This window comes from Pseudomonas sp. GD03903, from assembly GCF_029840045.1.
GTDB lineage: Bacteria > Pseudomonadota > Gammaproteobacteria > Pseudomonadales > Pseudomonadaceae > Pseudomonas > Pseudomonas pseudonitroreducens.
This window is the reverse complement of the sequence record NZ_JAOCBT010000007.1, coordinates 271,654-294,863: the sequence shown is the minus strand read 5'-3', so window position 1 is coordinate 294,863 and position 23,210 is coordinate 271,654. Positions and strand designations below refer to the sequence as shown.

19 protein-coding genes are annotated in these 23,210 nt (G+C 67.0%); 7 read left to right on the top strand and 12 right to left on the bottom strand.

Features of this window, described 5'->3' with window-relative positions; translation table 11 throughout:
• Nucleotides 1-34: 34 nt before the first annotated feature.
• Genes N5C91_RS14105 through N5C91_RS14095 form a run of 3 tightly spaced genes read right to left on the bottom strand, consistent with a single transcriptional unit; the run spans nt 35 to nt 4,321 of the window.
• Nucleotides 35-706, bottom strand: coding sequence for a S8 family serine peptidase (locus N5C91_RS14105; RefSeq protein ID WP_279830169.1), 672 nt, complete (start codon nt 704-706; stop codon nt 35-37).
• A complete protein-coding gene (locus tag N5C91_RS14100; protein ID WP_236175808.1) occupies nt 696-2,423 on the bottom strand; it encodes an ABC transporter ATP-binding protein in 1,728 nt (575 codons plus the stop codon). Before N5C91_RS14100 ends, N5C91_RS14105 begins: the two co-directional genes overlap by 11 nt.
• Nucleotides 2,423-4,321, bottom strand: a complete 1,899-nt coding sequence (locus N5C91_RS14095; RefSeq protein WP_279830168.1) for a sigma-54-dependent Fis family transcriptional regulator — start codon at nt 4,319-4,321, stop codon at nt 2,423-2,425. Before N5C91_RS14095 ends, N5C91_RS14100 begins: the two co-directional genes overlap by 1 nt.
• 260 nt (nt 4,322-4,581) lie before the next feature.
• Here N5C91_RS14095 and N5C91_RS14090 point away from each other — a divergent pair, with 260 nt between their 5' ends.
• From N5C91_RS14090 to N5C91_RS14060, 7 genes are all read left to right on the top strand, one after another.
• Nucleotides 4,582-4,986 (top strand): MerR family DNA-binding transcriptional regulator, encoded by a 405-nt coding sequence (locus N5C91_RS14090; protein WP_017517789.1) that lies wholly within the window; start codon nt 4,582-4,584, stop codon nt 4,984-4,986.
• Between the two features lie 56 nt (nt 4,987-5,042).
• Nucleotides 5,043-6,206, top strand: a complete 1,164-nt coding sequence (locus N5C91_RS14085) for an isovaleryl-CoA dehydrogenase (protein WP_236199816.1) — start codon at nt 5,043-5,045, stop codon at nt 6,204-6,206.
• Nucleotides 6,207-6,289: 83 nt separating this feature from the next.
• Nucleotides 6,290-7,897, top strand: a complete 1,608-nt coding sequence (locus N5C91_RS14080; RefSeq protein WP_279830167.1) for a carboxyl transferase domain-containing protein — start codon at nt 6,290-6,292, stop codon at nt 7,895-7,897.
• Between the two features lie 88 nt (nt 7,898-7,985).
• Nucleotides 7,986-8,783: a gamma-carboxygeranoyl-CoA hydratase gene (locus tag N5C91_RS14075; protein WP_236199814.1), complete on the top strand. Its 798-nt coding sequence runs from the start codon at nt 7,986-7,988 to the stop codon at nt 8,781-8,783.
• The gene (locus tag N5C91_RS14070; protein ID WP_279830166.1) at nt 8,783-10,744 is read left to right on the top strand and encodes an acetyl/propionyl/methylcrotonyl-CoA carboxylase subunit alpha; all 1,962 of its coding nucleotides are present in this window, start codon (nt 8,783-8,785) and stop codon (nt 10,742-10,744) included. Before N5C91_RS14075 ends, N5C91_RS14070 begins: the two co-directional genes overlap by 1 nt.
• 234 nt (nt 10,745-10,978) lie before the next feature.
• Entirely contained in the window at nt 10,979-11,881 is a 903-nt protein-coding gene (locus tag N5C91_RS14065; RefSeq protein WP_279830165.1) for a hydroxymethylglutaryl-CoA lyase, read from the top strand.
• 174 nt (nt 11,882-12,055) lie between these two features.
• The gene (locus N5C91_RS14060) at nt 12,056-14,008 is read left to right on the top strand and encodes an acetoacetate--CoA ligase (RefSeq protein ID WP_279830164.1); all 1,953 of its coding nucleotides are present in this window, start codon (nt 12,056-12,058) and stop codon (nt 14,006-14,008) included.
• 327 nt (nt 14,009-14,335) lie between these two features.
• Here N5C91_RS14060 and pcaC read toward each other — a convergent pair whose 3' ends face one another.
• The 9 genes from pcaC to N5C91_RS14015 all read right to left on the bottom strand — a co-directional run bounded on the left by pcaC (nt 14,336) and on the right by N5C91_RS14015 (nt 23,147).
• Entirely contained in the window at nt 14,336-14,734 is a 399-nt protein-coding gene (gene pcaC / locus N5C91_RS14055) for a 4-carboxymuconolactone decarboxylase (protein WP_279830163.1), read from the bottom strand.
• 122 nt (nt 14,735-14,856) lie between these two features.
• Nucleotides 14,857-15,645, bottom strand: a complete 789-nt coding sequence (pcaD, locus tag N5C91_RS14050; protein ID WP_279830162.1) for a 3-oxoadipate enol-lactonase — start codon at nt 15,643-15,645, stop codon at nt 14,857-14,859.
• A 9-nt stretch (nt 15,646-15,654) separates the two neighbouring features.
• Nucleotides 15,655-17,025, bottom strand: coding sequence for a 3-carboxy-cis,cis-muconate cycloisomerase (locus N5C91_RS14045; RefSeq protein WP_276574797.1), 1,371 nt, complete (start codon nt 17,023-17,025; stop codon nt 15,655-15,657).
• 137 nt (nt 17,026-17,162) lie between these two features.
• Nucleotides 17,163-18,368 (bottom strand): 3-oxoadipyl-CoA thiolase, encoded by a 1,206-nt coding sequence (gene pcaF / locus N5C91_RS14040; RefSeq protein ID WP_279830161.1) that lies wholly within the window; start codon nt 18,366-18,368, stop codon nt 17,163-17,165.
• Nucleotides 18,365-19,147 carry a CoA-transferase subunit beta gene (locus N5C91_RS14035; RefSeq protein ID WP_236199807.1) on the bottom strand — a complete coding sequence of 261 codons (783 nt, stop codon included), beginning with the start codon at nt 19,145-19,147 and terminating at the stop codon, nt 18,365-18,367. The genes pcaF and N5C91_RS14035 overlap by 4 nt, the downstream gene beginning before the upstream one ends.
• Nucleotides 19,147-19,995, bottom strand: a complete 849-nt coding sequence (locus N5C91_RS14030) for a CoA transferase subunit A (protein ID WP_279830160.1) — start codon at nt 19,993-19,995, stop codon at nt 19,147-19,149. The genes N5C91_RS14035 and N5C91_RS14030 overlap by 1 nt, the downstream gene beginning before the upstream one ends.
• Before the next feature lie 728 nt (nt 19,996-20,723).
• Nucleotides 20,724-21,656 (bottom strand): catechol 1,2-dioxygenase, encoded by a 933-nt coding sequence (gene catA, locus N5C91_RS14025; protein WP_279830159.1) that lies wholly within the window; start codon nt 21,654-21,656, stop codon nt 20,724-20,726.
• Between the two features lie 47 nt (nt 21,657-21,703).
• Complete coding sequence (gene catC / locus N5C91_RS14020; RefSeq protein ID WP_017519458.1) at nt 21,704-21,994, bottom strand: muconolactone Delta-isomerase; 291 nt, start codon at nt 21,992-21,994, stop codon at nt 21,704-21,706.
• A 31-nt stretch (nt 21,995-22,025) separates the two neighbouring features.
• Complete coding sequence (locus tag N5C91_RS14015; protein ID WP_279830158.1) at nt 22,026-23,147, bottom strand: muconate cycloisomerase family protein; 1,122 nt, start codon at nt 23,145-23,147, stop codon at nt 22,026-22,028.
• Between the last annotated feature and the right edge of the window lie 63 nt (nt 23,148-23,210).

Sequence of the window (23,210 nt, the reverse complement as noted above, 5' to 3'; positions counted from 1 at the left end):
GGGTTGGGGTGAGGGGCAAAAACTCGACCATGACTCACAAACGCACCTTCCGCTCGATCCCCCGAAAAACCGCCCGCTCGCGCATCACCTCAATGACCTGCACATTCGAAAGCTCCGACCGCTCCGCAAGCAGCGCCGCCAGATGGCCGCTGAAGGCTGCACACCCCAGGCTCGCCCCGGAACGCCCGGCAACCTTCACTGCCGCGCCGAAATCCGCCTGCGGGCTATCCAGCCAAGACCACTCTTTTTCACCGCAGCGCGCATCACCCGTCACCCTGATTACGCCGGGATAGCCCGCCGGAAAAACCGCTTCACCCCGCGCCGGGCTGGACGCGCAAACGATCACGCCCGCCTCGACCAGCTCCGCCACGGCCTCGCGCAGGATCGGCCGATCCTGACGCACACCCAGGCTCAGGTTGATCACCCGCACGCCCTGCTCGCCGAGCCAGTGCAGTGCGGCGGCGATCTGCAACGGACTGGTTACACCGCGCTCATCGAAGACCTGGGCGACACACAAGTGCGCGGCCGGCGCATGGGAAAGAATGGCTTCGCAGACAGCGCTTCCGTGGCCAAGGGCATCCACCTGGGGCTCGCCTTCAGCATGGCCGGTGTCGGTGAGGAAGAAACGTCGCGCAGCGCGTACGTTCGCTGAATGCGACTCGGCAAAACCACTGTCGACCACCCCAACCCGCAGCTCAGGCTTCATGTCGCTGCACCGGCTGCGCTTCGCGCACGCGCATCCGCCCCTCCTGCAATTCCAGATGCAGGTCGGCTGCCGCCAGTGTCGACGTACGGTGACTGATCAAAAGTCGCGTGCGCCCGGCGAACAACCGGTCGATGGCAGCAATCACCTCGCGCTCGGTGCTCTCGTCCACCTGCGAAGTAGCCTCGTCCAGCACCAGGATCAGCGGGTCCTGCAACAGCGCGCGGGCGATGGCGATGCGTTGTTTCTGCCCACCGGAAAGCTGCTGGCCGCGCTCGCCCAGCGGGCTGTCGAGGCCCTCGGGCAGGCTGGCGATCAGGCTGTCCAGCTGCGCCGCGCGGGCGGCCCTGTCGATGGCTTCGCGGCTCGACTCGGGTGCGCTATAGGCCAGGTTGTCGGCCAGGCTGCCGCGGAACAGCACGATATCCTGGCTGACCACCGCCACGCGCCGGCGCAGGGCGTGCAGGTCGAGCTCACGCAAGTCGATGCCGTCGAGCAGGATGCGCCCCTGGTCGGGGTCGTAGAAGCGTTGCAGCAGGTCGATCAGGGTGCTTTTGCCAACGCCGGAGGGGCCGCTCAGCGCCACCTTGAGGCCCGCGGGAATAACGGCCTGCACGTCCTGCAATACGGCCTGCGCACGGCCCGGCCAGGCGTAGTGCAGATTCTCCAGGCGCAGCTCGCCCACCGACGGCATCGGCCGTGGTGCGGCGGGTGAAACGATGGTCGCTTCCTCGCCGCGCAGCTCCATCACCCGGCCCAGGCTGACGGTCATGCGCTGCAGCGCCACGTACAGGCCGAGCAGGCTCTGCACCGGCCCGATGGCCATGCCCAGGTAGGTGGAAAAGGCGATCAGCGAACCCAGCTGCCAGGTGCCCTGCACTACCCAGTAACCACCGACCAGGAAAGCGCAGGCGCGGGACAGCGACATCAAGGTGCCCGGCACCGCCTGGGTGAAGAACTCGGTGAGTTGCAGGCGCAGCAACTGCCCCAGATAACCCTGACCCAGGCCCTCCAGGCGCCCGGCTTCGCGGCTCTGCTGGCCGGCGGACTGGATGAACTTCATCGCCGGCAGGGTCTCGACGAAGAACGACGAGAGGTCCGCCGAGCGCTCACGCAACCCGCGCGCCTCGCGCTCGACCTTGCGCCGCATCCAGCGCAGCCAGAGCACGTCCAGCGGGATCAGCAGCGCTACCAGCAGCGACAGCTTCCACGACAGGGTAAGCAGCAGCGCCAGCGCGCCGATCAGGCCGATCACGCTGGAAACGGCAGAGAACAGTGAGTCCACGGCAAAGCGCTGGATTTCCGCGACGTCGCCATCCAGGCGGGACATCAGATCGCCGATGCGGCGGCGGCCGAAGAAGCTCGGCGACAGGGTCTGCAGGTGGCGGTACAGCGCATCGCGCAGGGAAAACAGGATGCGCCCGGACAGCCGCGTGTGCAGGAAGCGGTTGAGGCCGGACAACGCCGTGCCCACCAGGCCGACGACGATCATCGCGCCGGCCACCATCACCAGTACCGGGAAGTCCTTCGCCAGCAGGCCATCGTCGATCAGCAGCTTGGTCAGCCAGGGTTGCGCCAGCACCAGCAGGGATGCGCAGAACGACAATCCGAGCAAACCGGCGATGGCCGCCTTGTGTGGCCGCACGAAGGCATACAGCCAGCGCAGCGAGGCCTTGAGTTGCTGCGGGTCGTCGCTGTCGATCAGGCGGGTGAAGAACATCAGCCCACCTTGAGTTGCTTGAGCTTGCGGTACAGCGTGGCGCGGCTGATGCCCAGCGCGTCGGCAGCAGCAGAGACGTTGCCCTGGTGGCGCTCCAGCGCCTGGCGGATCAGTTCCAGCTCGTTCTCGCGGATACTGCCGCTCTGCGGGCGCTCGCCGGCGGCGAGTTCGTCCAGGGTACTGTCGGGCAGATGATCGAGGCACAGCTCGTCTTCGCCGTCCTCTCGCATCGCCAGCGCCGTGCGCAGGACCATCTCCAGCTGGCGGATGTTGCCCGGCCAGTGGTATTCGCGCAGCAGGCCGAGCAGTTCGGCGGAGAGTTTCACCTTCGGCGCACCGAGACGAGCCAGCACGCCGGTTGCCAGCTCGGCGAGGTCGTCGCGCTCGCGCAGCGCCGGCAGCTTCACGCTGATGCCGTTGACGCGGTAGTAGAGGTCCTCGCGGAAGTGTTTCTCTTCCACCAGGCGCTTGAGCTCGCGGTGGGTCGCGCAAATCAGCGCGATGTCGATGTCCTGCTCCTCGCCAGCACCCAGCGGCGCCACCTTGCGCTCCTGCAATACGCGCAGCAGTCGCGCTTGCAGGGCCAGCGGCATGTCGCCGATCTCGTCGAGGAACAGCGTGCCGCCATGGGCCTGCTGCAGCCGGCCGACCATGCCGCCACGCCGCGAGCCGGTGAAGGCGCCATCGCGGTAGCCGAACAGCTCGGACTCGATCAGGCCTTCGGGAATCGCCGCGCAGTTCACCGCGACAAAGGGTTTGTCACTGCGCGCACTGGCCTGGTGCAGGGCGCGGGCGACGACTTCCTTGCCGCTGCCGGTTTCGCCCAGCAGCAGTACCGGCAGTTCATTCACCAGCCCCTGGCGCGCCATGCGCAGGGCGCGGGCGTAACGCGGGTGATTGCCGGCAAGGGCTTCGAGTTCCTGGCCGGCGGCCGGGCGCGGCGCACGGGCGCTGACCGGCACGGCATGGCTGCGCAGCGGCGCCTGCAGGGTCTTGTAGAACAGCTCGCCCTTGGGCGTCTGCAGGCTGCCCACGCCGCCCTGGTAAAGCCGCGCGATAAGCTGCTCGCCGCGCAGGCCGAGGAAGTCTTCGCTGCGGCGGCCGACGAGTGCTTCACGGTTGGCGCCGAGCAACTGGCAAGCCTGGCCGCTGACGGCCAGCACCTTGCCGTCCAGCCCCAGCGCCAGCAGGCCCTGCCAGGCGGAATCCAGGTACTGGCGGCGGTAATGGAAAGCGATCACCACCTGCCCCGGATGGCTGACAGCGAACAGCCGCGCCTCGATCTGGAACACCGCCAGGCTGAGCAGCGAGAGGCTTTCCCGCGGGCCGGAGAGCGGCCCTTCGCGGGTCATGTCGAGCACGCCGAGCAACGTGCCCTGCGGCCCTTCGATGGGCACCGAAGTGCAGGAGAAGCGGCTCAGGCGGTCGAGGAAGTGCTCGCCGCAGTCGATCTGTGTGGCGCGCTTTTCCACCAGCGCGGTGCCCAGGGCGTTGGTGCCACGCGAGGCCTCGCTCCAGCAGGCGCCCTGGACGATATCGGCCAGGCCCTTGCTCTGCATGCGCTCGCGCGCGCCTTCGACGGACAGGATGGTGGCGTCGGCGTTGGCCAGGATGATCACGCCATCGTGACCCTGGCGCTGGTGCAGATAATCGAGTTCGGGGGTGGCGGCGTCGAGCAGCAGGCGATTGCCGGCCAGCAGCACGTCAGGTTTGACCCGCGTCTCGAGGCCGTGTTCGGTGCCGCTGGCGCAGTCCAGGCCGTGACCGAGGCTGCGCCGCCAGGAGGCGTCGATTTCCTCGCGGAGCACGCCGCTGGGGACCTCGCCTTCCTGTTGCAGGCGTTCACGGGCCAAGTGGGCTTCACGCAGCAGATCGCTGCTTATTGTTCTTGTAGTCATGCATCGCTCCGGTAGGTTCGGCGCCCCTGTTCAGGGAGGCAGGGACACAGAACTCGCAGGCTGGTCAGGGCTGTGTACACCCGCAGGCGGCGTCCGTAAAGGGGAAGTCCCCAGCAGGAAGATTCGTAGCGAGCACGAGGCAATTCCCGCGCCAACAAACCTTTCCAGAACCTTCCTACGCCGCCTTGGCGTTGTATTGACAGTGACCCCAGGCAGGTTTACGTTAACGTAAAGGTAAACAACCGAGCAAGAAGATTCCCATGCCCACGACCTACACCATCTCCGAGCTGGCCCGCGAACTGGACGTCACCACCCGCGCCATCCGCTTCTACGAGGAGCAGGGCATGCTCAGCCCCGAGCGTCGTGGCCAGGAGCGCATCTACAGCCCCAAGGACCTGGTAGCGCTGAAGCTGATCCTGCGCGGCAAGCGCATCGGCTTCTCGCTGGCCGAGTGCAAGGAGCTGATCGACCTCTACGACCCCAGCAGCGGCAACACCCGGCAGCTGCAGACCTTCCTCGACAAGATCACCGCGCGCCGCGCGCAGCTGGAACAGCAACTGCTCGACATCGAGCAGATGAAACTGGAACTGGACACGGCCGAGGAGCGCTGCCTGGCGGCCATGGCCGAGACCGACAAACCCCGCAAGCAGCGCGCCACGAGCTGATCTCGCCGCCCTGCCCGCTCTCTCATCCGATTACAAATACAAGTACAGGTGATTCCATGAGCTACCCCTCCCTCAACTTCGGCCTCGGCGAAACCATCGACATGCTGCGCGAGCAGGTGCAGGGCTTCGTCGCCAGCGAACTCGCCCCGCGCGCCGCGCAGATCGATGCGGACAACCTGTTCCCCATGGACATGTGGAAGAAGTTCGGCGACATGGGCCTGCTCGGCATCACCGTCGCGGAGGAATACGGCGGCGCCAACATGGGCTACCTGGCCCACGTCATCGCCATCGAGGAGATCAGCCGCGGCTCGGCGTCGGTCGGCCTGTCCTACGGCGCGCACTCCAACCTGTGCGTCAACCAGATCAAGCGCAACGGCAATGCCGAGCAGAAAGCCAAGTATCTGCCCAAGCTGATCAGCGGCGAGCACATCGGCGCCCTGGCCATGAGCGAGCCCAACGCCGGCTCCGACGTGGTATCGATGAAGCTGCGCGCCGAGAAGCGCGGCGACCGTTTCGTGCTGAACGGCAGCAAGACCTGGATCACCAACGGCCCGGACGCCAACACCTATGTGATCTACGCCAAGACCGAGCCGGAAAAAGGCGCCCACGGCATCACCGCATTCATCGTCGAGCGCGACTGGAAAGGCTTCAGCCGTGGCAGCAAGTTCGACAAGCTGGGCATGCGCGGCTCGAACACCTGCGAGCTGTTCTTCGATGATGTGGAAGTGCCGGAAGAGAACGTGCTGGGCGCGGTCAACGGCGGCGTGAAGGTGCTGATGAGCGGCCTGGACTACGAGCGTGTAGTCCTCGCCGGCGGCCCGATCGGCATCATGCAGGCCTGCATGGACGTGATCGTCCCCTACATCCACGACCGCAAGCAGTTCGGCCAGAGCATCGGCGAGTTCCAGCTGATCCAGGGCAAGGTCGCCGACATGTACACCCAGCTCAACGCCAGCCGCGCCTACCTGTACGCGGTGGCCCAGGCCTGCGACCGTGGCGAGACCACCCGCAAGGACGCCGCCGGGGTGATCCTCTACACCGCCGAACGCGCGACCCAGATGGCCCTGGACGCCATCCAGATTCTCGGCGGCAACGGCTACATCAACGAGTTCCCCACCGGCCGCCTGCTGCGCGACGCCAAGCTCTACGAGATCGGCGCCGGCACCAGCGAAATCCGCCGCATGCTGATCGGCCGCGAGCTGTTCAACGAAACGAAATAACAGCGGCTATAGGCGGCAGGCCATAGGCTCCAGGCCTGCCTGCCGCCTGCAGCATGAAGCCTGCAGCTCGGACGGAGTCCGCCATGACCATTCTTAGCACCCAGATCAATACGCGCTCCCCGGAATACGCCGCCAACGCCGCGACCATGCTGGAGAACGTCCAGGACCTGCGCGCCGTCCTCGGCCGCGTCCATGAAGGCGGCGGCGCCGCCGCCCAGGCCAAGCACACCGCGCGAGGCAAGCTGCTGGTGCGCGAGCGCATCAACCGCCTGCTCGACGCCGGCTCGCCCTTCCTCGAAGTCTCCGCCCTCGCCGCCCATGAGGTGTACGGCGAAGACGTCGCTGCCGCCGGCGTGGTCGCCGGCATCGGCCGGGTGGAAGGCGTGGAATGCATGATCGTCGGCAACGACGCCACGGTGAAAGGCGGCAGCTACTACCCGCTGACCGTGAAGAAGCACCTGCGCGCCCAGACCATCGCCCAGCAGAACCGCCTGCCGTGCATCTACCTGGTGGACTCGGGCGGCGCCAACCTGCCGCGCCAGGACGAAGTCTTCCCCGACCGCGAACACTTCGGCCGGATCTTCTTCAACCAGGCCAACATGAGCGCCCAGGGCATCCCGCAGATCGCCGTGGTGATGGGCTCCTGCACCGCCGGCGGCGCCTACGTGCCGGCGATGAGCGACGAGACCATCATGGTGCGCAACCAGGCCACCATCTTCCTCGCCGGCCCGCCGCTGGTGAAGGCCGCCACCGGTGAAGTGGTGAGCGCCGAGGACCTCGGCGGCGCCGATGTACACTGCAAGACTTCCGGCGTCGCCGACCACTACGCCGAGGACGACGAACACGCGCTGGCCATCGCCCGCCGCTGCATCGCCAACCTCAACTGGAGCAAGCAGGGCAAGCTCAACACCCGCACCCCGCGTGCCCCGCTGTACGCCAGCGACGAGCTGTACGGCGTGATCCCAGTGGACAGCAAGCAACCCTTCGACGTGCGCGAGATCATCGCGCGGCTGGTCGACGGCAGCGAATTCGACGAGTTCAAGGCGCTGTTCGGCACCACCCTGGTGTGCGGCTTCGCCCACCTGCACGGCTACCCGGTGGCGATCCTCGCCAACAACGGCATCCTCTTCGCCGAGGCCGCGCAGAAAGGCGCGCACTTCATCGAACTGGCCTGCCAGCGCGGCATCCCGCTGGTGTTCCTGCAGAACATCACCGGCTTCATGGTCGGCCAGAAGTACGAGGCCGGCGGCATCGCCAAGCACGGCGCCAAGCTGGTCACCGCGGTGGCCTGCGCCCAGGTGCCGAAGTTCACCGTGATCATCGGCGGCAGCTTCGGCGCCGGTAACTACGGCATGTGCGGCCGCGCCTACGACCCGCGCTTCCTGTGGATGTGGCCCAACGCGCGGATCGGCGTGATGGGTGGCGAACAGGCCGCCGGCGTGCTGGCCCAGGTCAAGCGCGAGCAGGCCGAACGCGCAGGCTCTGCGCTGTCCGCCGAAGACGAAGCGAAGATCAAGGCGCCGATCCTCGAACAGTACGAGCGCCAGGGTCACCCCTACTACTCCAGCGCGCGCCTGTGGGACGACGGCGTGATCGACCCGGCACAGACCCGCGACGTGCTCGGCCTCGCCCTCTCCGCCTCGCTCAACGCGCCTGTCGAAGCGACCCGCTTCGGCGTATTCAGGATGTAAGCGGCGGCAGGCAGCAGGCTTCAGGCGGCAGGCAAGAGAGTTCTCGCCTGCAGCTTGTGGCCTGCAGCCTGCGGCCCAGGAGTCCCTAATGACTACTTTCGAAAACATCGAGCTCGATATCGACCCGCGCGGCGTCGCCAGCCTGTGGCTGAACCGCCCGGAAAAGAACAACGCCTTCAACGCCCGGACCATCGCCGAGCTGATCCAGGCACTGGACGCCGTGGCCAACGATGAGCGCGTACGCCTGCTGGTACTGCGCGGACGCGGCAAGCACTTCTGCGGCGGCGCGGACCTGGCGTGGATGCAGGAATCGGTGAAGCTGGACTACCAGGGCAATCTGAACGACGCCCAGCAACTGGCCGAGCTGCTCTACAACCTGCACCAGCTGAGCAAGCCGACCCTCGCCATCGTCCAGGGCGCGGCCTTCGGCGGTGGCGTCGGCCTGACCGCCTGCTGCGATATGGTGCTGGCCGCCGAGGACGCGCAGTTCTGCCTGTCGGAAGTGCGCATCGGGCTGATCCCGGCCACCATCGGCCCCTTCGTCACCAAGGCCATCGGCCAGCGCGCCGCGACTCGCTACGCCATGACCGCCGAGCGCTTCAGCGGCATCCGTGCCCGCGAGCTGGGCCTGGTCGATGAACACTATCCGGCTGCCGAACTGGACGATGAGGCCGAAGCCTGGATCGCCAACCTGCTGAACAACAGCCCGGCGGCCCTGGTCGCCTGCAAGGCGCTGTTCCACGAAATCGGCGCCGGCGAACTCACTCCCGAACGCCGCCGCTACACCGAAGCCGCCATCGCCCGCATCCGCATCAGCCCCGAGGGGCAGGAAGGCCTGCGCGCCTTTCTGGAGAAACGCAAACCGGCCTGGCAGGAGCAAGTCTGATGAAGAAGATCGATACCCTGCTGGTGGCCAACCGCGGCGAAATCGCCTGCCGCGTGATGCGCACCGCCAAGGCCCTGGGCCTGACCACCGTGGCCGTGCACAGCGCCACCGACCGCAACGCCCGCCACGTCGAAGAGGCGGACATCGCCATCGACCTGGGCGGCGCCAAGCCCGCTGAAAGCTACCTGCGCGCCGACGCTGTGCTGGCCGCCGCGAAAGCTGCCGGCGCCCAGGCCATCCACCCCGGCTACGGCTTCCTCTCGGAGAACGCCGGCTTCGCCCGCGCCTGCGAAGAGGCCGGGCTGGTGTTCCTTGGTCCGCCGGCCAGCGCCATCGACGCCATGGGCAGCAAGTCCGCGGCCAAGGCCCTGATGGAAACCGCCGGCGTACCGCTGGTGCCCGGCTACCATGGCGAGGCTCAGGACTACGCCACCTTCCAGCGCGAAGCGCAGCGCATCGGCTACCCGGTGCTGCTCAAGGCCGCTGCCGGCGGTGGCGGCAAGGGCATGAAAGTGGTCGAGCGCGAGGCCGAACTGGCCGAGGCGCTGGAATCCGCCCAGCGTGAAGCGCAGTCCGGTTTCGGCGACTCGCGCATGCTGGTGGAGAAGTACCTGACCAAGCCGCGCCACGTGGAAATCCAGGTGTTTGCCGACCAGCACGGCCACTGCCTGTACCTCAACGAGCGCGATTGCTCGATCCAGCGTCGCCACCAGAAAGTCGTCGAGGAAGCGCCGGCTCCGGGCCTCTCCGCCGAACTGCGCGCCGCCATGGGCGAGTCCGCTGTACGCGCAGCCCAGGCCATCGGCTACGTCGGTGCCGGCACCGTCGAATTCCTCTACGACGAAGGCAGCGGCCAGTTCTTCTTCATGGAAATGAACACCCGCCTGCAGGTCGAGCACCCGGTCACCGAAGCCATCACCGGCCTCGACCTGGTCGCCTGGCAGATCCGCGTCGCCCGTGGCGAGCCGCTGCCGATCACCCAGGAACAGGTGCCGCTGAACGGCCACGCTATCGAAGTGCGCCTCTACGCCGAAGACCCTGAAGGCGGCTTCCTGCCTGCCAGCGGTCACCTCGCGCTGTACCGCGAACCCGCTGCCGGCCCCGGCCGCCGGACCGACAGCGGCATCCGCGAGGGCGACGACATCTCACCGTTCTACGACCCGATGCTGGCCAAGCTGATCGCCTGGGGCGAAAACCGCGAGGAAGCGCGCCAGCGCCTGCTGTCGATGCTGGCGGAAACCGCCGTTGGCGGCTTCAAGACCAACCTGGCGTTCCTGCGCCGCGTACTGGCCCACCCGGCCTTCGCCGACGGCGAACTGGATACCGGCTTCATCGCCCGCTACCAGGATGCCCTGCTGCCCGCTCCGACCGCCCTGCCCGAGCGTTTCTGGCAACTGGCCGGCGAAGCCTGGGTGCAGAGCGAAGCCGCCCGCGTACGCGGCGACGACGCCCACTCGCCCTGGTCCGCCCAGAGCGGCTGGCGCAGCGGCCTGCCCGGCGAAACCGACCTGCACCTGACTGCCAAGGGCGAATCGCAGGTCGTGCGCCTGCGCCATGCCGACGGCCAGTGCATCGCCAAGCTCGATGGCCAGTGGCTCGACGTGAAGGACGGCGAACTGCGCCGCCGCCACCAGGTGATCCGCCGCGGCGACAGCCTCTACCTGGAGTGGAACGGTGAGCTGGTCAACGTGCAGCGTTTCGACGCCATCGCCGAGGCCGAAGCCGCCCACTCGCACCAGGGCGGCCTGGGCGCGCCGATGAATGGCAGCATCGTGCGCATCCTGGTGGAACCAGGCCAGAGCGTCGAAGCCGGCGCCGCGCTGGTGGTGCTCGAAGCGATGAAAATGGAACACAGCATTCGCGCGCCGCACGCCGGCGTGGTGAAATCGCTGTATTGCAGCGAAGGCGAACTGGTGTCGGAAGGCACGGCGCTGGTGGAACTGGAAGAAGCGCCGGCCTGACGCCGGCTTTGTAGGGCGCAAAACGCGCCAGCGTTATCCGCCGCGAGACTACGGCGGATAAAGCGTTCCGCTTTATGCGCCCTGCTTGGCTGATTGATGCCGAAACAACTTTTGTAGGAGCGAGCTTGCTCGCGAACCCGCTTCACTCCGATCCCTTCGGGTGCAATGCGTTCGCGAGCAAGCTCGCTCCTACAGGAAGAGCCGCCCTTCGCACGAATCCAACGAGGACAAGTCATGACCCTGCCCCAATCCGTCCGTTTGGTCGAAGTCGGCCCGCGCGACGGCCTGCAGAACGAGAAGCAACCCATCGCCGTGGCCGACAAGGTTCGCCTGGTCGATGACCTCACCGCCGCCGGCCTCGGCTACATCGAAGTCGGCAGCTTCGTCTCGCCCAAGTGGGTGCCGCAGATGGCCGGCTCGGCGGAAGTCTTCGCCGGCATCCAGCAGAAGGCCGGCGTCACCTACGCCGCCCTGGCGCCAAACCTGAAGGGCTTCGAAGCCGCGCTGGAATCCCGGGTGAAGGAAGTCGCGGTATTCGCCGCCGCCTCCGAAGCCTTCTCGCAGAAGAACATCAACTGCTCGATCAAGGAGAGCCTGGAGCGCTTCGTCCCGGTGATGGAGGCGGCGCGCCAGCACGGCGTGCGCGTGCGCGGCTACGTCTCCTGCGTGCTCGGCTGCCCCTACCAGGGCGAGGTCGACGCAGCGCAGGTGGCAGCCGTCGCCGAGGAACTGCACGCCATGGGCTGCTACGAAGTCTCGCTGGGCGACACCATCGGCGTCGGCACCGCCGGCGCCACCCGGCACATGTTCGAAGTCGTCGGCCAACGCGTACCGCGCGCGCAACTGGCCGGGCACTTCCACGACACCTACGGCCAGGCCACGGCGAACATCTACGCCAGCCTGCTGGAAGGCATCGCGGTGTTCGACAGCTCGGTCGCCGGCCTCGGCGGCTGCCCCTACGCCAAGGGCGCCACCGGCAACGTCGCCACCGAAGACGTGCTCTACCTGCTCAACGGCCTGGGCATCCACACCGGCATCAACCTGGACAAGCTGATCGACGCCGGCGCGCGCATCTGCGCCGTGCTCGACAAGCCCAACGGCTCGCGGGTGGCCAAGGCGCAGTTGTCCAAACGCTAAGGCGCCTGCCTGAACCTGTAGGAGCGAGCTTGCTCGCGAACAAACCCCGCTGCGGGCACGGTTCACGAGCAAGGACTAGGCGTCCCCTCGCTCCTACAAAAGCCTTCCTCGTCTCCTACATCTCGGCGTCCCGTGCCACACTGGTTCGAAAGAAAAACCGGACGGACGCCCAAGATGACCCCATTGTGGACCCCCTCCCCCGAACGCATCGCCGCCACCCGCATGGACGCCTTCCGCCGCAAGGTGGCGCAGCAGCACGGGCTCGACCTGCCCGACTATGCCGCCCTGCACGCCTGGAGCATCGCCGAGCGCGAGGCCTTCTGGCTGGCCATCGTCGACAGCTTCGCCGTGCAATTCCACGAGGCGCCCACGGCGGTCCTCGAGGAAGGCCCGGAAATGCCCGACGCGCGCTGGTTCCCCGGCGCCACCCTGAATTTCGCCGAGCACCTGCTGCGCCGCCGCGACCATCAGCCGGCGCTGATCGCCATCAGCGAGGACGAACGCCGCGAGGTGCTCAGCCACGCCGAACTGGCCGCACAGGTCGCCGGCCTGCAACGCGCGCTGCGTGAAGCCGGGGTGGGCGTCGGCGACCGGGTCGCGGCCTTCATGCCCAACACCTGGCAGACGGTGGTCGGCATGCTCGCCACCAGCAGCCTCGGCGCCACCTGGTCGAGTTGCTCGCCGGACTTCGGCACCCAGGGCGTGATCGACCGCTTCGGCCAGATCGAACCCAAGGTGCTGATCGCCTGCGCCGGCTATCGCTACGCCGGCAAGCTGCTGGACCTGACCGCCAAGCTCAACGAAATCCTTGCCCAGCTGCCAAGCCTGGAACAGTTGCTGATCGTGCCCTACGCCAATGGCCACGCTCGCCGCAGCGACTTCCAGACACAAGCGCACGTCAGCCTCTGGCAGGACTTCTTCCGCAGCGGCGGCGAGCCCGTGTTCACCCCGGTGCCTTTCGACCACCCGCTGTACATCCTCTACTCCTCCGGCACCACCGGCGTGCCCAAGTGCATCGTCCACGGCACCGGCGGCGTGCTGCTGCAGCACCTCAAGGAACATGGCCTGCACGTCGACCTGGGCCAGGACGACACGCTGTTCTACTACACCACCTGCGGCTGGATGATGTGGAACTGGCTGGTCTCCGGCCTGGCCGTCGGCGCCACGCTGGTGCTCTACGACGGCTCGCCCTTCCACCCCGGCCCGGAACGGCTGATGGACCTGATCGACGCCGAGCGCATCAGCGTCTTCGGTACCAGCGCCAAGTACATTGCTGCGCTGGAAAAGGCCAATGTGCGGCCGCGCCTGACCCACTCGCTGGAGCGCCTGAAGGCGCTCCTCTCCACCGGCTCACCGCTGGCCCATGAAAGCTTCGACTACATCTACCGCGATGTGAAAGCCGACCTCTGCCTGTCGTCGATTTCCGGCGGCACCGACATCGTCTCCTGCTTCGCCCTGGGCAATCCGACCGCGCCGGTGTGGCGCGGCGAGCTGCAATGCAAAGGGCTGGGCATGGCCGTGGAAGTCTGGGGCGAGGCCGGCAAGCCGGTGCGCGGCGAGAAAGGCGAACTGGTCTGCGTGCGGCACTTCCCGTCGATCCCGGTGGGCTTCTGGAACGACGAGAACAACGAGAAATTCCTCGACGCCTATTTCGCCACCTTCCCCGGCGTCTGGGCCCACGGCGACTACGCCGAAGAGACCGAACACGGTGGCCTGGTGATCCACGGTCGCTCGGATGCCGTGCTCAACCCCGGCGGCGTGCGCATCGGCACAGCGGAAATCTACCGCCAGGTGGAAAAGATCGAGCAGGTGCTGGAATCCATCGCCATCGGCCAGGACTGGCAGGGCGACGTGCGCGTGGTGCTGTTCGTGCGCCTGCGCGACGGCGTTGATCTCGACGAAACGCTGCAGGAACGCATCCGCCAGACCATCCGCAGCAACACCACCCCGCGCCATGTACCGGCGAAGATCCTCGCGGTGACCGATATCCCCCGCACCATCAGCGGCAAGATCGTCGAACTGGCCGTGCGCAATGTGGTGCACGGGCAACCGGTGAAGAACACCGACGCACTGGCCAACCCGCAGGCGCTGGAGCTGTTCAGGGATCGGAAGGAGCTGGAGAGCTGAGATTCTGGGGAGCGCAGTGACTACGCATGTCCCTCACCCCAGCCCTCTCCCGCTTGCAGGAGAGGGTTAGGGTGGGGGCTCTTGCTCGCGTAGGAGCGGACTCCGTCCGCGATGGTTTCCGGCGCGATGCAGACCTATCGTGGACGGAGTCCGCTCCTGCAAGAGCTAGATGCTCGTCATACACAATGCCCGTGCAGGTTCGCGAGCAAGCTCGCTCCTACAAAAAAACATGTCGGCGAACCTGTAGGAGCGAGCTTGCTCGCGAACCCTATCGGCAAAATCAGGCGCCGCCCGGATGCGTGGTCCGGGCAGCGCCTGCGCTGGCGATCAGGCGTCGTCCAGCGACTCGGTGCCCAGCTCGTCCCACACCGCTTCGGCGAGGTGGAAGGTGGCGTTGGCGGCGGGGATGCCACAGTAGATTGCGCTCTGCAGCAGCACTTCCTTGATCTCCTCGCGGGTCACGCCGTTGTTGCGCGCGGCGCGCAGATGCAGCTTGAGTTCACCCTCGCGGTTCATGCCGATCAGCATGGCGATGGTGATCAGGCTGCGGGTGTGGCGCGGCAGGCCTGGGCGGGTCCAGATGTCACCCCAGGCGTGGCGGGTGATCATTTCCTGGAACTCTTCATTGAAGTCCGTGCGCTTCTCCAGGCTGCGGTCGACATGGGCATCGCCCAGCACCGCGCGACGCACCTGCATGCCGGCTTCGTAACGCTCTTTCTCGTCCATTTCAAACTCCAAATCGGAACCTTGTAGGACCGAGGGGGGCGCCTAGCCTTTGCTCGCGAACAATCTCCGCTGCGAAGGCCCAGGTTCGCGAGCAAGCTCGCTCCTACGAAAAGCAAAAGCCGTTATGCACGCAGGAAGGAAAGCACGCGCTGGCTGAAGGCATCGCCGGCCTGCACGTTGGACAGGTGCGCAGCGCGGAACTCCACCAACTCGGCAGCGGGAATGCGCGCCTGCAGGAAGCGCCCGTCCTCGGTGGTGGTCACCGGGTCGGCGGCGCCGCAGACCACCAGGGTCGGCGCGCTGATGGCGCCGATCTCGCCACGGAAATCGGCGTCGCGCACGGCGGCGCAGTTGGCCGCATAACCTTCCGGCGAGGTTTGCGCCAGCATGCCGACGATGGCCTCGACCTTGCCCGGCTCGGCCGCGGCAAAGTCAGCGGTGAACCAGCGCGAAATCGACGCATCGCGCAGGTTGCGCATCGCCTCGGCACCGCCGCTGAGCACGCTGTCGATGCGCGGATTCCAGACCTCTGGTGTGCCGATCTTGGCGGCGGTGTTGCACAGCACCAGCCGCTCGATGCGTTCCGGCGCATGGACGCCCAGCCACTGGCCGATCAGGCCGCCCATGGACAGGCCGCAGAAGTGCGCGCGCGGAATGTCCAGTGCGTCCAGCAGCGCCAGCACATCGCGGCCGTTCTGCTCGATGCTGTAGGGGCCAGGCGTGACCAGCGAGGCGCCGTGGCCACGGGTGTCATAGCGCAACACGCGGAAGTGTTCGGCGAAGGTCGCGAGCTGCGCATCCCACATGTGCAGGTCGGTACCCAGGGAGTTGGACAGCACCAGCACCGGCGCGCCAGCCGGGCCTTCCAGTTGATAGTTGAGGTCGCCATCGGCGAGACGTACGGCAGGCATGCAAGGCTCCTATCGGGATTCTTTGCGCAAGGAAAGTGCTTGGTGTTCGGCCAGCGCGCGTTCGACCCAGCAGCGCGCCTGGCCCAGGTAATGGGCCGGATCGAGCAGGCGATCCAGCTCATCGGCATTCAATTGTTCGGCAACCTCGGCATTGGCGCCGAGCACGGTGCGCAGGTGCGCATCCTCCTTCACCGCCTGCTTGCAGCATTGCTCCACCAGGTGGTGGGCGGCATCGCGGCCGATGCGCTGGGCCAGGGCAATGCTCACGGCTTCGGCGAGCACCAGGCCGCGGGTCAGGTCGAGATTCGTCAGCATGCGCTCGGCGTCGACTTCCAGGCCCGGCACCAGGAGCAGCGCCTGCTGCAACGCGCCGGAAACCAGGCAGCACAACTCCGGCAGGCTCTCCCATTCGGCGTGCCACAGGCCGAGGCTGCGTTCGTGTTCCTGCGGCATAGCCGAGAACAGCGTCGAGACCAATCCCGGCGCGCGGGTGGCCGCGCCGATCAGCACGGCAGCGCCCACCGGATTGCGCTTGTGCGGCATGGTGGACGAACCACCCTTGCCCGGCGCGGATGGCTCGAAGACTTCGCCGGCCTCGGTCTGCATCAGCAGGCTGAGGTCGCGACCGAGCTTGCCGAGGCTGCCGGCGATCAGGCCGAGCAGGCTGGCGAACTCCACCAGGCGGTCGCGCTGGGTATGCCAGGGCTGCTCGGGCAATTGCAGGTGCAGTTCCTCAGCCAGCGCTTCGGCCACGGCAAAGCCCTGTTCGCCCAACGCGGCGAGGCTGCCGGAGGCGCCGCCGAACTGCAGGCACAGCAGGCGTGGCTTGAGTTCGTTCAGACGCTGGCGATGGCGGCTGATCGCCCCCAGCCAGCCGGCGATCTTCATGCCAAGGGTGACCGGCGTGGCGTGCTGCAGCCAGGTACGGCCAACCATGGGCGTGCCGGCGTGGGCCTGTGCTTGAACGGCGAGTGCGCCGGCCAGTTGGGCAAGGTCGCTTTCCAGCAGCTCGATGGCGGCGCGCAGTTGCAGGACCAGACCGGAGTCCATGGCGTCCTGGCTGGTGGCGCCCAGGTGCACATGGCGTTCGGCTTCGGCATCCTCGGCGGCGATGCGCTTGCCCAGCGCCTTCACCAGCGGGATGGCGGAGTTGCCGGCGCTGCAGATGGCCTGGGCCAGCGCAGCGAAGTCGTAGAGTTCGGCACGACAGGCAGCGGCGATGGGCGCCACGGCGCTCTCCGGGATCACGCCCACGCGAGCCTCGGCACGGGCCAGTGCGGCCTCGAAGTCGAGCATGCCCTGCACCCGGCCGTGGTCGCTGAAGATGGCGCGCATGGCAGGCTGGGTGAAGTAGGCGTCGAACAGAAGATTGGTGCTCACGGGTTGGCTCCGGAGATCAGCGGGCGTGGTCGGGACAGTATGACCGGAGAGTTGCTAGTTGTAGGAGCGAGCTTGCTCGCGAACAAACCTCGCTGCGGGGCTGGGTTCGCGAGCAAGCTCGCTCCTACAAGGGGGCGTCACACGCGCTCGACGACCAGCGCCACACCCTGCCCTACGCCCACGCACATGGTGCACAGGCCCAGCTTGCCGCCGGACTTCTGCAGCTGATGCACCGCCGTCAGCACCAGACGCGCACCACTGGCCCCCAGCGGATGCCCAAGGGCGATGGCGCCGCCGTTGGGGTTCACTCGTGCATCGTCATCGGCGATGCCGAGATCACGAGTGACTGCCAGGCCCTGTGCAGCAAAGGCTTCGTTCAGCTCGATGACATCGAACTGCTCCATCGACAGGTTCAGGCGCTCCAGCAGCTTGCGCACCGCCGGCACCGGGCCGATGCCCATTACCCGCGGGGCGACGCCGGCGCTGGCCATGCCGAGCACTTTCGCACGCGGTGTCAGGCCGTGCTTCTTCACCGCTTCGGCGCTGGCGAGGATCAGTGCCACGGCGCCGTCGTTGACGCCCGAGGCGTTGCCGGCGGTGACGGTCTTGCCTTCGCCGTTGACCGGCTTGAGCTTGGCCAGCGCTTCCAGCGTGGTATCCGGGCGCGGGTGCTCGTCGCTGTCGACGACGGTCTCGCCCTTGCGGCCCTTGATCACCACCGGGACGATTTCCTCGGCGAAGTAGCCGTTGGCCTGGGCGACGCCGGCACGCTGCTGGCTGCGCAGGGAGAAGGCGTCCTGGTCGGCGCGGTTGACCTTGTAGTCGTCGGCCACGTTGTCGGCGGTCTGCGGCATGGCATCCACGCCGTACTGTGCCTTCATCAGCGGGTTGATGAAGCGCCAGCCGATGGTGGTGTCCTCGATCTTCTGCCCGCGACCGAAGGCGCTGTCGGCCTTGCCCATCACATAGGGCGCGCGGGACATGGACTCGACGCCGCCGGCGATGACCAGCTCGGCCTCGCCGCTGGCGATGGCGCGGAAGGCGGTGCCCACCGCGTCCAGGCCCGAGGCGCAGAGGCGGTTGAGGGTCACGCCCGGCACGCTCTCCGGCAGGCCGGCGAGCAGCAGCGCCATGCGCGCGACGTTGCGGTTGTCCTCGCCGGCCTGGTTGGCGCAGCCGAGGTACACCTCGTCCAGCGTGGCCCAGTCGACCTGAGGATTGCGCTCCACCAGCGCCTTCACCGGCACGGCGGCAAGGTCGTCGGCGCGCACACCAGCCAGCGCACCGCCGAAGCGGCCGATGGGCGTACGCACGGCATCGCAGATGAAGACGTCGCGGCTCATTCCTCACCTCCCAGTTGGCCGTGGGCGGCGGCGGTGCGAGCTTCCAGGGCGCGCAGGGCTTCGAGTTCGACGTCGGTCGGGGCGACGGTTTCCTTCACCTCTTCGGCGAAGCGGATCGCCCAGCCGGTGTTCTCGACCACCTGCTCGCGGCTCACGCCCGGGTGCAGCGAGGTGACGATGAATTCGTTGCTGCCGGCTTCCGGTTCCATGATGCACAGGTCGGTGATGATCGCCACCGGGCCCTTGCCGGGCAGGCCGAGTTGCTGGCGATGGTCGCCGCCCTCGCCGAAGCCGACCGAGGTGACGAAGGCCAGCTTGTCGACGAAGGTGCGGTGCGATTGCTTGAGGATGATCAGCACCTCCTTGGCCGAACCGGCGATCTCCGGCGCGCCGCCGGCGCCGGGCAGGCGCACCTTCGGCTTGTGGTAGTCGCCGATGACGGTGGTGTTGATGTTGCCGAAGCGATCGACCTGGGCCGCGCCGAGGAAGCCGACGTCAATACGCCCGCCCTGCAGCCAGTAGCGGAAGATCTCGCCGGTGGGCACCACGGTGTCGGCGGTCTCGGCCAGCTCGCCGTCGCCGATGGACAGCGGCAGCACGCTGGGCTTGGCGCCGATGGGGCCGGATTCGTAGATCAGGACCACGTCAGGGGACGCAGTCAGGCGCGCGAGGTTGGCGGCCTTGGACGGCAGGCCGATGCCGACGAAGCAGACGGCGCCGTTGTTCAGGCGGCGGGCGGCGGCCACGGTCATCATTTCATTGGTGCTGTAGGCGCTCATTACTTGGCCTCCGCGAGTTTGGCTTTGAACTCAGAGAAATCCTGGGTGCCGCGGATGTAGCTATCGATCCAGGCGTTGAAGGTGTCGCGGTCGCGGGCGATAGGGTCCCAGGCCTGGTAGAAGCGGTTGTCACGCTCGGAGTAGCCGTGGGCGTAGGACGGGTGCGAGCCGCCGGGCACCAGGCAGACGGCGGACAGCGCCCAGGTCGGCAGCACGCAGGAGTTCATCGGCGCGTTCAGGTCGTCGACGATTTCTTCCACGGTGACGATGCAGCGTTTGGCAGCCAGGGCGGCTTCCTTCTGCACGCCGAGAATGCCCCACAGCAGCACGTTGCCCTTGCGGTCGGCCTTCTGCGCGTGGATCACGGTCACGTCCGGGCGTACCGACGGTACGGCGGCCAGTTGCTCGCCGGTAAACGGGCACTCGATGAACTTGATGTTCGGGTTGACCTTCGGCAGGTCGGAGCCGGCGTAGGCGCGCAACACGGCGAACGGCAGGCCCGAGGCACCGGCAACGTAGGAGTTGGCCAGATCGGCGTGGCTGTGCTCGTCGATCTCCAGTTCACGCGGCCAACCCTTCTCCACCGCATCACGCAGGCGATGCAGCGAACCGACACCGGGGTTGCCGCCCCAGGAGAAGGTCAGCTTGCGCACGCAGCCGGCGCCGATCAGCAGGTCATAGACCAGGTCGGGCGTCATGCGCACCAGGTGCAGGTCTTTCTTGCCCTGGCGGATCAGCTCGTGGGAAGCGGCGGTCGGAATCAGGTGGGTGAAGCCTTCGAGGGCGACGGTATCGCCGTCGTTGACGAAGCGCTCGACCGCTTCGCGGAGAGTCAGGAGTTCAGCCATGGTCGGTCTCGTTGTAGGGGGTGGTGCGGGTGGGAAAAAGGTACCGCCGGGGGAATGGTCAAACAATGCGATAATCGACTATTGGTGCGAATATCGAACACTTCTCTTAGGGGGCTAACGGACGTCATATCGCTCGGCCGTCAACGTTCGTGTGCCCACTCGAAGGCAGGTGCAGCGACGAAACGATCGCGGACGAAGTCCGCTCCTACGCTCCTGGCGAGAAAGGTTCCGAGGGCGTAGGAGCGGACTCCGTCCGCGATTGCTCCCCCGGCCACACCGAGGTCAGCAGCGAGCTGGGTAGGATGGGTGGAGCGCAGCGATACCCATGCTGCCGGTGCACGAATTGATGGGTATCGCTTCGCTCCACGCCATCCTACGGCGAGGTTACCGGCAAGGCCGGACTCTGCCGGCAATCGCAGGATTCCCTTGCAGGACCGAGGGGGACGCCCAGTCCTTGCTCGAGAACCGCACGCCTCTGATGCTTCGGCATGGATGGAAAGCCATCGCGGACGAAGTCCGCTCCTACACGCCTGGCGAGAAAGATCCCGGGGCGTAGGAGCGGACTCCGTCCGCGATTGCTCCCCGGCCACACCGAGGTCCGCAGCGAGCTGGGTAGGATGGGTGGAGCGCAGCGATACCCATGCTGCCGGTGCACGGATTGATGGGTATCGCTTCGCTCCGCGCCATCCTACGGCGAGGTCATCGGCAGGGTCAGAGCGGTTGGGGAATCAGGCTTCCTGCAGGGCGCGAGGGCGGTTGCTGCGGTCTTCGGCGCCAGCGGAAACCGCCTGCTGCAGCTGGAAATCGAACTCGATCTCGGCGAAGCGCCCTTCCACTCCGCGTGCCTGGGCGGCGGCTGCGTCCTCGACGAAACGCACCTCGCCGATCAGCCCGTCACGGGTGGCGTAGGCAAAGTCGTCCCACAGGTACTGGTCGCCGGCCAGGTTGATCTGGGTGGTCAGGTGGCGATGCCCCGGCGCGGAGATGAAGAAGTGGATGTGCGCCGGGCGCTGGCCGTGGCGGCCGAGCTGGTCCAGCAGCTCCTGGGTCGGGCCGTCCGGCGGGCAGCCGTAGCCGCTGGGCACGATGCTGCGCGCCCGGTAGCGGCCTTCGGCGTCGGTGACGATGCGCCGGCGCAGGTTGTACTCGGACTGGGTGCTGTCGAAGTAGGAGTACGTGCCCTTGGTGTTGGCGTGCCAGAGGTCGACCACGGCGCCGGCCAGCGGCTTGCCGTCGAGGTCGAACACGCGGCCGGAGAGGAACATCACGGTGCCCGCGTCTTTTCCGTCATCCATCCGCGCCTCGCCTTCGGACAGCGGCGCACCGGCCACGTACAGCGGGCCTTCGATGGTGCGCGGGGTGCCGCCTTCGATGCCGACGGCGGCGTCCTGGGCGTCCAGCAGCAGGTCGAGGTAGTGCTCGATGCCCAGACCAGCGACCACCAGACCCGCCTCCTGGCGAGCGCCGAGGCGGTTGAGGTAGTCCACGGCTTTCCAGAACTCGTCCGGGGTGACGCTCATGTCCTCGATGAGCTTCGCGGTGTCCTGCAGGATGCGCAGGACCAGGTTCTTCACCCGCGGGTTACCGGCATCGTTCAGGGCGCCGCTGGCCTCTTCGAAGAAGCTCTGGATATCGGCAGTCTGGGAAATCTTCACGGTCATGGTGCGATCCTCAAATCTTGTTCTTGTTGAGTCGTACGGAACGGAAATCAGCGGTCGTCGGAATGGATCGAGGACGGATGGCGGCAGAGCCCGTCGACCTCGATGTCCATGTAGGGGAACAGCGGCAACTGCATCAGGGTGTCGTGCAGTTCCTCGACGCTGGCGAGGTCGAACACGCTGTAGTTGGCGTAGTGCCCGGCGATGCGCCACAGGTGGCGCCACTTGCCCTCACGCTGCAGGCGCTGGGCCAGTTCCTTTTCGTCGGCCTTGAGCTGGGCGGCCTTGGCCGGGTCCATGTCGACCGGCAATTTCACGGTCATCTTCACGTGGAACAGCATCGGCTTTTCTCCTCTATCTCAATCGAAAAAATCAGGTACGGCGGAAGCGCGCCAGGCGCTCTTCGTCCAGGGTCAGGCCCAGGCCGGGCGTGCGCGGCACGTGCAGCTGGAAGTCGCGATACACCGGCGGCTCGGTGACGATCTCTTCGGTGAGCAGCAACGGTCCGAACAGCTCGGTGGCCCAGGTGAGTTTTTCCAGGGTGATGAAGGCGTGGGCCGAGGCCAGGGTGCCGACCGCGCCTTCGAGCATGGTCCCGCCATACAGGGCGATACCGGCCGCTTCGGCGATCTGCGCAGTGCGCAACACGGCGCGCGGGCCGCCGTTCTTGGCGATCTTCAAGGCGAAGATGCTCGCCGCGCCGTCGGCGGCGAGGCTGAAGGCGTCGGCCACGCTCTCGATGGATTCGTCGGCCATGATCGGCGCCGGGCTGCGCTGGTTCAGGCGCACCTGGCCGCTGCGGTTGATGCGCGAGATGGGCTGTTCGATGAGGTCGATGCCGTTCTCGCCGAGCACCTGGCAGCCGCGGATGGCCTGGGATTCATCCCAACCCTGGTTGACGTCGACGCGCACGCTGGCGCGCTCGCCCAGGGCCTTCTTGATCGCCACCACGTGCTTGAGGTCCTGCTCCAGCGGGTTGGCGCCGATCTTCAGCTTGAAGATGCGGTGGCGGCGAATGTCCAGCATCTGCTCGGCTTCGGCGATGTCGCGGGCGGTGTCGCCGGAGGCCAGGGTCCAGGCCACTTCGAGACTGTCGCGCACGCGGCCGCCGAGCAGCTCGCTGACCGGCAGGCCGAGGCGCTTGCCCTGGGCGTCGAGCAGCGCGCTCTCGATGCCGGAGCGGGCGAAGGTATTACCCTTGATCGACTTGTCCAGGCGCTGCATGCAGGCGTTGATGTTGCTCGCGTCCTGCCCATGCAGCAGCGGCGCGAAGTGCGCATCGATGTTGGCCTTGATGCTTTCCGGGCTCTCGTTGCCATAGGCCAGGCCGCCGATGGTGGTGGCTTCGCCGATGCCCTCGACGCCGTCGGAGCAGCGCAGGCGGATGATCACCAGCGTCTGCCGCTGCATGGTGTGCATGGCCAGCTTGTGCGGGCGGATGGTCGGCAGGTCGACGATGATCGACTCGATGCGATCGATGACAGGGCTACTCATGGACGGCGTTCCGGTGTTGGATTTCTGGGGTGGCCGGGCAGTCAATTAGCGATACCCGGAAGG

Bases quoted from the DNA above. Each gene is read 5' to 3' on its own strand.
- N5C91_RS14105 (WP_279830169.1), bottom strand. From the start codon at position 706: ATGAAGCCTGAGCTGCGGGTTGGGGTGGTCGACAGTGGTTTTGCCGAG.
- N5C91_RS14100 (WP_236175808.1), bottom strand. From the start codon at position 2,423: ATGTTCTTCACCCGCCTGATCGACAGCGACGACCCGCAGCAACTCAAG.
- N5C91_RS14095 (WP_279830168.1), bottom strand. From the start codon at position 4,321: ATGACTACAAGAACAATAAGCAGCGATCTGCTGCGTGAAGCCCACTTG.
- N5C91_RS14090 (WP_017517789.1), top strand. From the start codon at position 4,582: ATGCCCACGACCTACACCATCTCCGAGCTGGCCCGCGAACTGGACGTC.
- N5C91_RS14085 (WP_236199816.1), top strand. From the start codon at position 5,043: ATGAGCTACCCCTCCCTCAACTTCGGCCTCGGCGAAACCATCGACATG.
- N5C91_RS14080 (WP_279830167.1), top strand. From the start codon at position 6,290: ATGACCATTCTTAGCACCCAGATCAATACGCGCTCCCCGGAATACGCC.
- N5C91_RS14075 (WP_236199814.1), top strand. From the start codon at position 7,986: ATGACTACTTTCGAAAACATCGAGCTCGATATCGACCCGCGCGGCGTC.
- N5C91_RS14070 (WP_279830166.1), top strand. From the start codon at position 8,783: ATGAAGAAGATCGATACCCTGCTGGTGGCCAACCGCGGCGAAATCGCC.
- N5C91_RS14065 (WP_279830165.1), top strand. From the start codon at position 10,979: ATGACCCTGCCCCAATCCGTCCGTTTGGTCGAAGTCGGCCCGCGCGAC.
- N5C91_RS14060 (WP_279830164.1), top strand. From the start codon at position 12,056: ATGACCCCATTGTGGACCCCCTCCCCCGAACGCATCGCCGCCACCCGC.
- pcaC (WP_279830163.1), bottom strand. From the start codon at position 14,734: ATGGACGAGAAAGAGCGTTACGAAGCCGGCATGCAGGTGCGTCGCGCG.
- pcaD (WP_279830162.1), bottom strand. From the start codon at position 15,645: ATGCCTGCCGTACGTCTCGCCGATGGCGACCTCAACTATCAACTGGAA.
- pcaF (WP_279830161.1), bottom strand. From the start codon at position 18,368: ATGAGCCGCGACGTCTTCATCTGCGATGCCGTGCGTACGCCCATCGGC.
- N5C91_RS14035 (WP_236199807.1), bottom strand. From the start codon at position 19,147: ATGAGCGCCTACAGCACCAATGAAATGATGACCGTGGCCGCCGCCCGC.
- N5C91_RS14030 (WP_279830160.1), bottom strand. From the start codon at position 19,995: ATGGCTGAACTCCTGACTCTCCGCGAAGCGGTCGAGCGCTTCGTCAAC.
- catA (WP_279830159.1), bottom strand. From the start codon at position 21,656: ATGACCGTGAAGATTTCCCAGACTGCCGATATCCAGAGCTTCTTCGAA.
- catC (WP_017519458.1), bottom strand. From the start codon at position 21,994: ATGCTGTTCCACGTGAAGATGACCGTGAAATTGCCGGTCGACATGGAC.
- N5C91_RS14015 (WP_279830158.1), bottom strand. From the start codon at position 23,147: ATGAGTAGCCCTGTCATCGATCGCATCGAGTCGATCATCGTCGACCTG.